At 64.1% G+C, this 12336-nt stretch carries 14 protein-coding genes; 6 read left to right on the forward strand and 8 right to left on the reverse strand.

The annotated features are described in order from the left end of the window. Positions 1 to 95: 95 nt before the first annotated feature. Entirely contained in the window at positions 96 to 1586 is a 1491-nt protein-coding gene (locus tag DVB37_RS04525; protein WP_104143545.1) for a DEAD/DEAH box helicase, read from the forward strand. Between the two features lie 72 nt (positions 1587 to 1658). On the opposite strand, the gene DVB37_RS04530 is transcribed toward DVB37_RS04525, so the two are convergent. Beyond that, positions 1659 to 2042: a thioredoxin family protein gene (locus DVB37_RS04530; protein WP_120154025.1), complete on the reverse strand. Its 384-nt coding sequence runs from the start codon at positions 2040 to 2042 to the stop codon at positions 1659 to 1661. Between the two features lie 64 nt (positions 2043 to 2106). Between DVB37_RS04530 and DVB37_RS04535 the strand changes: the two genes are divergently transcribed. From DVB37_RS04535 to DVB37_RS04545, 3 genes are all read left to right on the forward strand, one after another. Continuing rightward, positions 2107 to 2916 carry an EI24 domain-containing protein gene (locus DVB37_RS04535; protein WP_046803473.1) on the forward strand — a complete coding sequence of 270 codons (810 nt, stop codon included), beginning with the start codon at positions 2107 to 2109 and terminating at the stop codon, positions 2914 to 2916. Between the two features lie 34 nt (positions 2917 to 2950). Continuing rightward, positions 2951 to 3766: a molybdopterin-binding protein gene (locus tag DVB37_RS04540; RefSeq protein ID WP_046803472.1), complete on the forward strand. Its 816-nt coding sequence runs from the start codon at positions 2951 to 2953 to the stop codon at positions 3764 to 3766. Between the two features lie 123 nt (positions 3767 to 3889). After that, a complete protein-coding gene (locus tag DVB37_RS04545; RefSeq protein WP_104143548.1) occupies positions 3890 to 4753 on the forward strand; it encodes an IclR family transcriptional regulator in 864 nt (287 codons plus the stop codon). A 90-nt stretch (positions 4754 to 4843) separates the two neighbouring features. On the opposite strand, the gene DVB37_RS04550 is transcribed toward DVB37_RS04545, so the two are convergent. Then, the gene (locus DVB37_RS04550; RefSeq protein ID WP_046803470.1) at positions 4844 to 5821 is read right to left on the reverse strand and encodes a tripartite tricarboxylate transporter substrate binding protein BugD; all 978 of its coding nucleotides are present in this window, start codon (positions 5819 to 5821) and stop codon (positions 4844 to 4846) included. 382 nt (positions 5822 to 6203) lie between these two features. Here DVB37_RS04550 and DVB37_RS04555 point away from each other — a divergent pair, with 382 nt between their 5' ends. Continuing rightward, complete coding sequence (locus DVB37_RS04555) at positions 6204 to 6782, forward strand: phasin family protein (protein WP_046803469.1); 579 nt, start codon at positions 6204 to 6206, stop codon at positions 6780 to 6782. 146 nt (positions 6783 to 6928) lie between these two features. Here the strand turns inward: DVB37_RS04555 and DVB37_RS04560 are convergent, their stop codons facing one another. The 5 genes from DVB37_RS04560 to DVB37_RS04580 all read right to left on the reverse strand — a co-directional run bounded on the left by DVB37_RS04560 (position 6929) and on the right by DVB37_RS04580 (position 11154). Continuing rightward, positions 6929 to 7972, reverse strand: a complete 1044-nt coding sequence (locus DVB37_RS04560) for a quinone-dependent dihydroorotate dehydrogenase (RefSeq protein WP_046803468.1) — start codon at positions 7970 to 7972, stop codon at positions 6929 to 6931. A 66-nt stretch (positions 7973 to 8038) separates the two neighbouring features. Continuing rightward, entirely contained in the window at positions 8039 to 8773 is a 735-nt protein-coding gene (locus DVB37_RS04565; RefSeq protein WP_104143552.1) for an arginyltransferase, read from the reverse strand. Positions 8774 to 8820: 47 nt separating this feature from the next. Continuing rightward, the gene (aat, locus tag DVB37_RS04570) at positions 8821 to 9633 is read right to left on the reverse strand and encodes a leucyl/phenylalanyl-tRNA--protein transferase (protein ID WP_240434038.1); all 813 of its coding nucleotides are present in this window, start codon (positions 9631 to 9633) and stop codon (positions 8821 to 8823) included. Then, positions 9630 to 10211 (reverse strand): NUDIX hydrolase, encoded by a 582-nt coding sequence (locus tag DVB37_RS04575; protein ID WP_120154027.1) that lies wholly within the window; start codon positions 10209 to 10211, stop codon positions 9630 to 9632. The genes aat and DVB37_RS04575 overlap by 4 nt, the downstream gene beginning before the upstream one ends. A 10-nt stretch (positions 10212 to 10221) precedes the next feature. Then, the gene (locus DVB37_RS04580) at positions 10222 to 11154 is read right to left on the reverse strand and encodes a LysR family transcriptional regulator (RefSeq protein WP_162941155.1); all 933 of its coding nucleotides are present in this window, start codon (positions 11152 to 11154) and stop codon (positions 10222 to 10224) included. Positions 11155 to 11282: 128 nt separating this feature from the next. Between DVB37_RS04580 and DVB37_RS04585 the strand changes: the two genes are divergently transcribed. Continuing rightward, positions 11283 to 11684 (forward strand): DoxX family protein, encoded by a 402-nt coding sequence (locus tag DVB37_RS04585; RefSeq protein WP_046803545.1) that lies wholly within the window; start codon positions 11283 to 11285, stop codon positions 11682 to 11684. Positions 11685 to 11744: 60 nt separating this feature from the next. Here DVB37_RS04585 and DVB37_RS04590 read toward each other — a convergent pair whose 3' ends face one another. Continuing rightward, positions 11745 to 12335: a DUF2946 family protein gene (locus DVB37_RS04590; RefSeq protein ID WP_120154031.1), complete on the reverse strand. Its 591-nt coding sequence runs from the start codon at positions 12333 to 12335 to the stop codon at positions 11745 to 11747. Between the last annotated feature and the right edge of the window lies 1 nt (position 12336).

Raw genomic sequence — 12336 nt, forward strand, 5'->3', positions numbered from 1 at the left:
CGCGTATTCAGATTGCCCCGATGCATATGTAGTGCAGTGCATGTAGCACTCTCGTTTTGTTCTTTTTCACTGGTCCCGGTATCTGCCAAACCCTGATGACTGAATCCACTCAATCCGTAGCACCCCCCGCCGACGCGCCCGCGCCGACGTTTGCCGATTTTGGACTGCACCCGCTGCTGCTCCAGTCCATCGCCGAAACCGGCTACACCATTCCGACGCCCATTCAGGCGCAAGCCATCCCCGTCGTGGTGGAAGGGCGCGACGTCATGGGCGCCGCCCAGACCGGCACCGGCAAGACGGCCGCGTTCACCGTGCCCATCCTGCACCGCCTGATGCCGCTGGCCAACACCAGCGCCTCGCCCGCGCGCCACCCGGTGCGCGCGCTGATCCTCACGCCCACGCGCGAGCTGGCCGACCAGGTGTTCGAAAGCGTCAAGCGCTACAGCAAGCAAACGCCCCTGCGTTCCGCCGTGGTGTTCGGTGGCGTGGATATCGGTCCGCAAAAAGAAGCGCTGCGTCGCGGCTGCGAAATCCTGGTGGCCACGCCCGGCCGCCTGCTGGACCACGTCGAACAAAAGAACGTGAACCTGAGCCAGGTCGGCATCCTGGTGCTGGACGAAGCGGACCGCATGCTGGACATGGGCTTTCTGCCCGACCTGGAACGCATCATCCGCCTGCTGCCCGCGCAGCGTCAGGGCCTGCTGTTTTCGGCCACGTTCAGCAACGAAATCCGCAAACTGGGCCGTTCGTACCTGAACCAGCCGGTCGAGATCGAAGTCGCGGCGCGCAATGCCACGGCCACCACCATCACGCAGATCGCCTACAAGATGTCCAGCGACGCCAAGCGCGCCGCTGTCGTGCATCTGGTGAAGTCGCGCGGTCTGAAGCAGGTGATCGTGTTTTCGAACACCAAGATCGGCACGGCCCGGCTGGCCCGCGAACTTGAACGCGATGGCGTCAAGGCCGAATCGATTCACGGCGACAAGACCCAGGCCGACCGCATGAAGGCGCTGGAAGCCTTCAAGGCTGGCGACCTGGAAGTGCTGGTGGCCACCGACGTGGCCGCGCGCGGCCTGGACGTGGCCGGCGTGCCTTGCGTCATCAACTATGACCTGCCGTACAACGCCGAAGACTACGTGCACCGCATTGGCCGGACCGGCCGCGCGGGCGCATCGGGCGAAGCCATTGCGCTGTTCACGCCGGATGAAGAACGCTTCCTGCTCGACATCGAAAAGCTGATCAAGCGCGAAGTGCCGCGCGGCACGCTGGACTTGCCGGCCGACGCGGTGGCGCGCAGCCATCGCCGCAGCGAAGACCGCCCGTCGTCCTCGTCCTCGTCCTCGCGCGAGGGTCGTGAATCAAGCCGTGAAGGAAGCCGTGGCGACCGCGGTGGCCGTTCATCCGATCGCCGCTCGGGCTACACGTCAGGCGGCTCGCGCCAACCGGTGGATGATTTCTTCCTGAAGCCCTACGAGCCCTCGGCGTCGTCTTCGTCCGAGCAAGAACCCGCGCCCAAGAACGACAGCGGTTCGTCGTCGCCCAAGCGCCAGGTGGCAGTGTTGCTGGGCGGCTCGCGCAAGAACTGATCGCCGCCCCGGGCCGCATAAAAAACCCGCAACGCCGTTTGGCCTTGCGGGTTTTTTTGTCGGTGCCGGGAATCAGGCGGCTAGCAGTTTTGGCAGATCGGGTAGTTCGGAACTGACTGCCGGGCTGTTCGCGTCCACGCTTTCAATCAGGCGTTCCAGATGGCCGATGTGCGGCAACATGGGGCCATAGAACACCGCGCGCGACCCGATTTGCACCAGCAGAGTCGGGAAGTTCTCGACATCGATATCGCCCAGCAGTTCGGCATGGTCTTCGATGTCTATCCAGGCGAACACGTGCTGCGGCAGGGCGTCTGCCAACGCTTCAAGCTTGGGCTTGTACTGTTCGCAGGTGTCGCACCAGGCCGCGCAGAAGCAGGCGATGAGCCAGGTGTCGGGGGTTGCGCTTAGCCGCGCGCGCAAGGCGGCCAGGTCAGAGCCGGGTACGAGTAGAGACATGTGAGCAGATCGGGGCGTGTTTGACTATCATACCCGGGATGTCCACCCCCTTTTTCAAGCTCTTATGACCGCTTTACGCCCCGATACCGCCGCGCCCGGCAATGGCCGATTCTCTGGCGCCGGCACGGGCGCCGTCAGCGTTGGCCAGGCGTTCAAGCGCGCGCTGGTGTCGCAATGCCATCCCACGATGCTGTTCGCGGTGCTGCTGCCGTTCCTGATTGCGCTGGTTGGCGCGTTCCTGTTGCTGTATCTGTTCTGGACGCCATTGACCGACTGGCTGCGCGCCGAGGTGTCCCACTGGGACATGGTGAATCGCGCCGACGAATGGATGATCGCAATGGGCCTGTTTTCGCTCAAGATCTATCTCATCCCCGTCATTGCCGCCGCCATTTTGCTGCCCGTGTCCGGCATCCTGGGCCTGGCCATTGCCGCTGTTTTCGTGATGCCGCTGGTGCTGCGCCACGTGGGGCAGCGCGAATATGCCAGCGTGACGCCGCAGGGCAAGTTCTCGACGGCGGTCAGCGTATGGAACGCCATCTGGGTATCGGCTGCCTTCGCCGCCGGCTGGGTGCTGACGCTGCCCTTGTGGCTGGTGCCGCCCATGGCGATCATCCTGTCGATCTTCTGGTGGGCCTTTGCTTTTTCGCGGATGATGCGCGTGGACGCCATCGTGGAACACGCCAGCCCCGAAGAACGCAAGCTGATCCTGGAACGCAACAACGGCGGCTTCTGGACCATCGGGCTTATTTGTTCACTGCTGAACTTGCTGCCGCCCGCCTGGATTATCCTGCCGGTGTTTTCGGCGCTGGTCTACGCGCACTACGGCCTGGAAGCGCTTCGGCGTTTGCGCCAGGATCGTGTCATCGAAGCCTGACCGGCATTTAACCCTTACCGTTTTGGAACTGGACATGGCCGCAGAATCCGCCGCCCGTCGCATCGGTCTTATCATCGTTGGCGACGAAATCCTCTCGGGCCGCCGTCAGGACAAGCATTTTTCAAAGGTCGTCGAGCTCCTCAGTGCTCGCGGCATGCAACTGGGGTGGGCCGAATTCCTGCCCGACGACCGCGACACACTGGTGGCGGCCTACAAGCGCAGCTTCGCCACGGGCGACGTCGTGTTCTCCTGCGGCGGCATCGGCGGCACGCCTGATGACCACACCCGCCAAGCCGCCGCTGCCGCGCTGGGCTTGCCATTGGCGCTGCACCCGGAGGCCGAGCAGGCGATTGCGCTGCGCACCGCCGAAATGGCGGCCAAGGGCCAGGGCACGGCCGACATGAGCGCGCCGGAAAACCAGCAGCGCCTGCAAATGGGCGTGTTTCCGCAAGGCTGCGAGATCGTTCCCAACCCGTACAACCGTATTCCGGGCTTCTTCATCCACGACCACACCTTCGTACCCGGCTTTCCCGTGATGGCCTGGCCGATGCTCGAATGGACCCTGGACACGCGCTATCGTGCGCTGCAACATGTGCGCGCCCATGTCGAGCATTCTTTCCTGGTGTTCAGCATGCCCGAATCGCGCATTACGCCGGCTATGGTCAGCGTGGAAAGCCGCTGGCCCGACGTGCGCGCCTTCAGCCTGCCCAGCGTGGGCGAAGCGGGCGGAACGCCCCATATTGAGCTGGGCGTCAAAGGGGAACCGGCGGCCGCCGCCGAGGCGCTGGAGTTCCTGCGCGCCGAGGTGCTGCGCCTGGGCGGAAAGCTGGCGCCGCCCGCCGCGGCTTGATCTCGTCGCAAAAAAGCCATTGCAAAATGGCGTCTTAAATTTCACAATACGGGAAAGAACTGTTTGCTGCGTTGCCGCAAGGCCGGTCTTTTACGGCGTTGCGGCGCGAGCCTATCTCCCCCTATGCCCCGTCTGACGACACCCCGCACTCCCCTGGACGCCGAGACCGAAGGCGCGTCCGGCCACCCCATCGCCATCCAGGTCATCGAGCGAGCCATGCGCCTGCTCGACGCCCTGGCCGCGCAGCAAGACCCGGTCACCCTCAAGGAATTGTCGGCCACCACCGGCCTGCATGCCTCGACCGCGCACCGCATCCTGAACGACCTGGTCGTCGGACGCTACGTTGAACGCGTGGACAACGGCCTGTATCAGCTGGGCATGCGCCTGCTGGAATTGGGGTCGCTGGTGAAAGGGCGGCTGAACGTTCGCGAAGCGGCCATTTCCGCCATGCGGTCCCTGCACAAGCTAACGGGGCAGACCATCAACCTGTCGGTCCAGCAGGGCGACGAAATCGTCTATATCGACCGCGCCTGGAGCGAGCGCTCGGGCATGCAGGTGGTGCGTGCCATTGGCGGCCGTGCCCCGCTGCACCTGACCTCGACCGGCAAGCTGTTCCTGTCCACCGGCGATGCGCGCCAAGTGCGCGCGTACGCGCTGCGCACCGGCCTGGCCGGCCACACGCGCAACAGCCTGACCGACCTGGATCGCCTGGAACGTGAACTGGCGTTGGTGCGGCGCCATGGGTACGCCCGCGACAACGAAGAACTGGAACTGGGCGTGCGTTGCATCGCAGCCGGCATTTTTGACGATACCGGCAAGCTGGTGGCGGGGCTGTCCATCTCGGCCCCGGCCGAACGCTTGCAGGATGACTGGATACGCGCGCTGGTCGATACCGCCGCCAGCATTTCCGAGGCGCTCGGCTACGAACCCTCGGTGTCCACCGGGTTCAACGGCTTGGGCATGGCGGCGGAAGCCTTGCGGCCCTGAGCAGTCCGCGCCCGCGCCGGTCCGGACCATGAAAAAAGCCCCTTTCGGGGCTTTTTTGCCATTCGGCCAGGGTCGGCCGTCAGCGTCAGCTTATTGCTGCTCGACGCCTGCCTTCTTGAACAGCTCGGCCCATTGCGGAACCTGCTGCTTGACCTTGGCCTCAAGTGCCTGCGGGTTGGCTTCGGCCGTCAGCACCGTGGCACCAAGCTGCTTCATGCGTTCCTGGAACTTCGGGTCGGCCAGGCCGGCCTGCAAGCTCTTGATCAGCTTGTCCACCACCGGCTTGGGCGTGCCCTTGGGCACCCACATCCCGTGCCAGATGCCCACTTCAAAACCCTTGTAGCCGGATTCGTCCATGGTCGGCAGCTTGTCCAGCGTGGGCACGCGCTTCAGGCTGGTCACGGCATAGGCCTTGACCTTGCCGCTTTCGATCTGCTGCGTCGTGTTGGTGGTCTGGTCGCACAGCAGGTCGACCTGCTTGCCCAGCAGGTCGTTCATGGCGGGGGCGGTGCCCTTGTACGGAATCGTCAGCAGCTGGACGCCCAGCGCTTCCACCAGCATGGTGCCGCACAGGTGGCTGGCCGCGCCGATGCCGGCGTTGGCCAGCGAAACCTTGTCCTTGTTCTGTTTGACGTATTCGGCCAGTTCCTTGATGTTGTTCGGCGGGAAGTCCGAACGCGCGATGATGGTCATGGGCACGTCGACCACCAGGCCGATGGGCTCAAAGCTCTTGTACGGGTCGTAGCCGGGGTTCTTGTACAGGGACGGCGCCGTGGAGAAGCCGGCGTGCATCAGCAGAATGGAATAGCCATCGGGCTGGGCGCGCGCAACCTGCGTGGTGCCGATGGTGCCGCCGGCACCGCCCTTGTTCTCAACTACGACCGTCTGTCCCAGGCTCGGCCGCATGGCTTCGGCCAGCGATCGGGCGACGTTGTCGGTCGGGCCGCCTGCGGCGAACGGCACCACCATATTGATGGGGCGTTCCGGAAATTCCGCGTGGGCGGCGCCGGCCGCGAACATGGCGCTGGCCGCGAGCAGGGCCGTAAGCGTGCGGGGAATAAAGGTCATGAAGTCTCCAATTGCAGGGTTTTGCTTGCTGCGATTTAGTTTTTGGCCGCTGACTTATGGATTGATTTTTCTGTCATCAGCGTGAAAGCAGTTTAGAAAAGAATTGATACGCCGTCATGTCGGGTTTTTCCCGAAGCAGGGCAAAACCTTGTTCTGGATCAATGGCGTGCACGCGGCTGCACCGTTAAAGTGCAAATACTTGTTGCGTTGCACAAAAACTGCTTGACAGCAATTTGTGGCAGTCTAGAATGTGAATTGTGCAGTGCATCAAACGGGCCGGCGGTAGCTTGTAGTACCAGTTTCCGCGCACGTTCCTATTTCTCGTCGCAGACACCAATCCTTCTTGCCGGAAAGCTTCCGGCTACCCCTAAAGGAGCATTCTATGAGCGCAATTCCGCAGCAAGTCCTGGATCGCCAAAAGGCAAGCATCAACACTTTTGTGGCTGCCCAGTCCGCCGTTTTCGCCGGCTTTGAAAAGCTGGTTGAGCTGAACATGAAGGTTGTGCGCGCCACGCTGGACGAAGTCGCCCAGAAGTCGCAACAAGCCTCTGAAGTCAAGGATCCGCAGGAAGCCGCCGCGTTTGCGTCGGGCCTGCTGCAGCCGGGCGCTGAAAAGGCCATGGCTTACACCAAGCACGTGTACGACATCGTTGCCGGCGTGCAAGGCAGCCTGGTCAAGCTGACCGAAGAGCAAATCGCTGAAAGCCAGCAGCAACTGAGCGAAGCCGTCGACCAACTGTCGAAGAACGCTCCGGCCGGTTCGGAAAGCGCCGTTGCCCTGATCAAGTCCTCGCTGGCCACCGCGACCAGCGCCTACGACTCCGTGACCAAGGCTGCCAAGCAGGCCGCTGAAGTCGCCGAATCGAACCTGAATGCCGCCGCCAACGCGACCTTCAAGGCTGCGACGGATGCTGCCGACGCCGCCACCAAGGTTGCCAGCCGTAGCCGTCGCACCGCCTGAGTCCTGGCGCGCGATGCTGCGCAAATCGCAGTAATGTAGTACTGTTGAGTGACAGAGCAGAGCTGGAATTAGGGCCACCCACCGGGTGGCCCCTTTTTTTTGTCCCGCATTTTGCGCTGCGCGCCGCGAGCGTGTGGAGGCAGCGTTCAGCGCTTTGCCGTAGCCCGCACGCATTCGCCCACCAGGGCGGGGCCCCGGTAGATCAAGCCGGTGTACAGCTGCACGGCATCCGCCCCGGCGTCCATCTTTTCGCGGGCCTGTGCGCCCGACAACACGCCGCCCACTCCGATAATCGCCAGGCTGTTGCCCAGCTGAGCCTTCAGGCGGCGAATCACTTTCAATGACAGCTCGTGCACCGGCGCGCCCGACAGGCCGCCGGCTTCTTCGGCATGCGCCTGGCCGGTGACCGCATCGCGCGACAGCGTGGTGTTGGTGGCGATGACGCCGTCAATGCCATGGCGGGGCAGCGTGTCAGCGATGGCGTCGATCTGTTCTTCGGTCAGGTCGGGGGCGATCTTTACCGCCATGGGCACGCGGCGCTGGTGCTGGTCTTCCAGCGCACGGCGCTTGTCGGCCAGTTGCGCCAACAAGGCAGAGAGCTCGTCCCCGCTTTGCAGCGCGCGCAAATTCTTGGTGTTGGGCGACGAAATATTCACCGTCACGTAATCGGCATGCGGGTACACGCCCTCCAGCCCGATCAGGTAGTCATCAGCGGCGCGCTCGATCGGCGTGTCCGCGTTCTTTCCAATATTCAGGCCCAGGATGCCGCCTTGCTTGCGCCACTGGCTGCGCTGCACGTTCGCCAGGAACGCCGGCAGGCCCTGGTTGTTGAAGCCCAGCCGGTTGATCAGCGCGTTGGCGCGCGGCAGGCGGAACATGCGCGGCTTGGGGTTGCCGGGTTGCGCGCGAGGCGTCACGGTGCCGACTTCAATGAAACCAAAGCCCAGGTTACCCAGCGCGTCGATATAGGCGCCGTTCTTGTCCAGCCCCGCCGCCAGCCCGATGGGGTTGGCCAGCCGCATGCCCATCAGCGTGCTAGGTGCCGAGGGCTGCGCATGCATCAGCTTGCGCGTCGCGCCGCATTCATAGGCGCGTTGCAGGCCCGACAGCGTGACTTCGTGGGCGGTTTCCGCGTCCATGGCAAAAAGCGCCGGGCGGGCCAGGGGGTAGGCGTGGAAGAGGATAGACATGGGGCGGAATTGTAGAGCCAATTTCGCCGCGCTTGCCGCAATCGGGCCGCGCACCGTACGGCACGATCAAAGGGACAGGTAGTCCTGATTCCGCCATTCCCCGTCGACAAGAAACTGCGCGGGTTGGAAGCTGGACTTGTAAGACATCTTGCGGCTTTCGGCGATCCAGTAGCCCAGGTACAGCCACGGCAGGTTCAACGTGCGGCACTGCTCGATCTGCCACAGGATGCTGTAGGTGCCCAGGCTGCCCTCGATATCGGGGTCGTAAAAGGTATAGACCGACGACAGCCCGTCATCCAGCACGTCGATGATGGACACCATCATCAGCACACCGTCCGCGTCGCGAAATTCAACCAGCCGCGTGTTGACCCGGCTGGTCAGCAGAAACTGCGCATATTGCGTGCGGCTGTCCTCGTCCATGCCGCCGCCCGGATGCCGGCCTTGCTGGTAGCGCGTATACAGCCGGTAGTGCTCGGGCGACCACGCCAATTCCGCAACGAACGACTGCAACGATTGGTGATCGCGCCACGCCCGCCGCTGGCTGCGGTTGGGGGCAAAGCCCGACGTGTCGACACGCACCGGCACGCAGGCATGGCAGTTGTCGCAATGGGGACGGTACGTGAACAGCCCGCTACGGCGAAAGCCCTGTTCGACCAGCTGGGAATAGGTGCCCGCGTTGATCAGATGCCCGGGCGCGGCAACCTGCGACCGCGCCTGGCGGCCCGGCAGGTAGCTGCACGGGTAAGGCGCGGTTGCATAGAACTGCAGCGTGGAGAAGGGAAGTTCTTTGAGCTGGCTCATGGGGAAGTGCGCATCGCGCGGTACGTCCGCGACGCGATGGCTACATATTAACGCTTAAGTGGCGTTGCATCGGACGCTGAATCCCGCGTCGGTTCCGCTGCCTGGTGGGATGTGGAACGGGTCGCGGGCAACAGGCGGCCCAGGCTGTCCAGCGTGCCCGGCGCCCAGAAAATCGGAGGCTGGGCGGTAGCCCGGCGTACATGTTGCAGGAACTGCGCGCGCGGTATCGGGCGTGCGCCCAGGCTGGCCAGATGCTGGGTCTGCTGCTGGCAATCGATGCGCTCGACGCCTTGCGCGGCCAGGTAGCGAATCAGGTACGCCAGCGCGATCTTCGACGCGTTAGGGGCGAGCGTAAACATGGATTCGCCAAAGAACATGCGCCCCAGGCTGATGCCGTACAGGCCACCGGCGAGCTCGCCATCGATCCAGGTTTCGATGCTGTGCACGTAGCCCGCCCGGTGCCATTCGGCATACGCCTGCTGCATGGCGGCGGTGATCCAGGTGCCCGGTTGGCCGTCACGCGGCGCGGCGCATTGCGCCATGACCCTCGAAAACACCGTGTCGACACGCACTTGCACGCGCGGCTGGGCGTCGATTTCCTGCGCAGCGATCTGCCGCAGCAGCTTACGCAGCGAATGGGACGGCGAAAAATCCTTGGTGGCCAGCACCATGCGCGGGTCGGGGCTCCACCACAGCACGGGCTCGCCTTCGGAATACCAGGGAAAGATGCCGTTCGAGTAAGCCTGGATCAGCCTGTCCATCGACAGGTCCGCGCCGGCCGCAAGCAGGCCGTCGGGTTCCGTCAGCGCATATTCCGCTGGCGGAAACGGGGTGTCGACGGCAAGCCAGGGCAGCTTCAACGGTGCGATTCAAGGGTGTAGTGATGGGGCACGAACGCGCCTTGGCGTCGGTCGTCGAAGTAGTGTTGCAAGGTCGTTACCACCGTGCGAAACGCCAGGTCGTCCCAGGGAATGTCGGCTTCGTCGTACCAGCGGGCTTCCAGGCTTTCGGGGCCGGGGTCCAGTTCGGGGCCTAGCGCCTGGGCCAGATAGAACACGTGCACCTGGTCGATCTGCGGCAGGTCGATCATGGTGTAGAGCTCGCCAAGCTGAATGCGCGCGCCGGACTCTTCCAGCGTTTCGCGGGCCGCGCCTTGTGCCGTGCTTTCGCCCAATTCCATGAAACCCGCCGGCAGCGTCCAAGTGTTGTAGCGCGGTTCGATCGCACGGCGGCAGAGCAGTACGCGTTTTTCCCACACGGGCACCGTGCCAACCACCAACCGCGGGTTCTGGTAGTGGATCGCGCCGCAGTGATCGCAGACGTCGCGCTCACGGTTGTCGCCTTCCGGCACCCGGCGGGTGATGGGCGTGGCGCACTGGCTGCAAAAAAGCGAACGGCGGGGGGCGGGGAAGTATTCGATGGACGGTTTCGCGGTCATGGGTAGGATTCTAACGGCTGCGGCGCGCCGTGGCGCGTCCCCCTGGGGTGGCCGGCGCACTGCCGCCAAACCGCTCTTCAAGATGCTCGACAAAAGAGCGGACCTTGGGCGACAGGAAGCGGCGATGCGGATAGATGGCGTACATGGAGATGGGTGTGTGCGCATAGTCGGCCAGCAAGGCCACCAGGCGCCCCGCGCGAATGTCGTCGCCGACCAGGAACTCGGGTTGCAGGATAACGCCGTGGCCCGCCAGCGCCGCCGTGCGCAGTACATCGCCGTTATTGGCGCGCAGCGCTGCGTTCACCCGAACCAGATGCGTCACGCCGTCCTTCTCGAAATGCCATTCATTGCCGGTGCTGGCGTAGGAATAGTGCAGGCAGCGATGCTGCTTCAAGTCTTCCGGGGTGGTCGGCGTGCCGTGCTGCTTCAGGTAGGCCGGCGCCGCGCAGACCAGCAACTGCTGAGGCGCCAGCGGGCGCGCAACCAACGATGAATCCTGAAGCGGACCGATGCGCACCGCCACGTCGTAGCCGTCCTCGACCAGATCCACCACGCGGTCGTTCAGGTCCAGGTCGATGATGACGTCGGGATAACGTTGCAGGTATTCGACAATGGCCGGCCCCAGGTGCAGGATGCCGAACGACACGGGCGCGCTGACGCGCAAACGGCCGCTGGGGCGCTGGCCTTCGGCCTGTAGCGACAGCTCCAGGTCGGCCACTTCCGCCAGGATCGGCCGGACGCGCTCGTAGAAGGCGCGCCCCGCGTCCGTCATGCTGAGTTTGCGGGTGGTGCGGTTCAACAGGCGCACGCCGTACTTCTGTTCCAGGTAGGCGATCTGCCGCGTCACGACCGAACGCGCCTGGCCCATCTTGTCGGCGGCTGCCGCGAACGAGCCAAGCTCGACGACCTTGGCGTAGGTCTGCATGGCGGTGTGAGTGTCCAAGATTGTTTCCTATCGGGGAACAATAATTTGCAATTCTGCCTATTTATCTTTGTTTTTGGAATCGTAAGAATGGCGGCCTGATGCATCGTCCGGTCTTGGACGATCCGCGCTACCCAGAAGGATTTGCCATGATCGATACCCGTACCGCTCCCTATGCCGCACTGTTGCTGCGCGTGGCGCTTGGCGTCATGTTCCTGGCCCACGGCCTGACCAAGCTGCTGGTCTTCACGCTGCCCGGCACCGCCCAGTTCTTCGCCAAGATCGGCTTTGCCGGCTGGCTGGCCTATCCGGTCACGTTCTTTGAAGTGGGCGCGGGCGTGCTGCTTATCCTGGGCATCGTGCCGCGCTGGGTGGCGGCCATCGCGGTGGTGCAGTTGTTCGTGGCGTCGACTGTGCACTTTGGCAACGGCTGGGGCTTTGGCAACGCGGGCGGCGGCTGGGAATATCCCATCTTCCTGACCGTGGCGGCCGCCGTGCTGATGCTGCTGGGCGATGGCAAATTTGCCCTGGTCAAAAGCGGCCGGGGCTGATTCCCGCAACGCCTTGTGTTGCCAGTAGCCGCCCCGTGTTGCCCCGCCGCAGATCTGGCGCTACGCGGCCGGATTTGGCTCGAAGCCCAGGCGGCGCGCCACCTCCTGCCGCGTGATCGCGCGCAGCGGCGCGGGGGCGTAGACGCCCGGCCATGACACGGTGATCTCAGCGTCAGGCGCCAAGCTTGCCAGGGCGTCCAGGACCGGCGCGCCGTCTCCGGTCGACAGTTTTTCCAGCAGGGCGGGCAGATCACGGTCCAGCACCAGCCCGGCGCCCGCCGCCGTGGACGCATATAGCTGGCCGCCATCGTCCAGCCACCAGGCGCTGACGGCGTCGACCGCTGCATCCGTGTGCGTGCGCAACCCGTGATTGTCGTCGTTCAGGCGCAGCACGAAGGGCGCGCCATCCAGCCGCACGAACACGCGTTGCGGGCCGTTCTGGAAAAACCAGCGGCCCGCGTCATCGTGTTCATAATTCCGATTCATGAAATCCAGGATCTGGGCATTGGTGATGGATTCGCCGGGCCCGCCTTGCGCAGCCTGCCCCTGCGGATGCAGCCGCCAGCGCCCGCGCCCGTCCAGCGACAGCCAGCCATACACGGCCGGCACGTTGGGCCAGCGGGCAATGGCGTCCTTCACCGATTGATCCATG

It is taken from the genome of Achromobacter sp. B7, assembly GCF_003600685.1.
GTDB lineage: Bacteria > Pseudomonadota > Gammaproteobacteria > Burkholderiales > Burkholderiaceae_B > Achromobacter > Achromobacter spanius_B.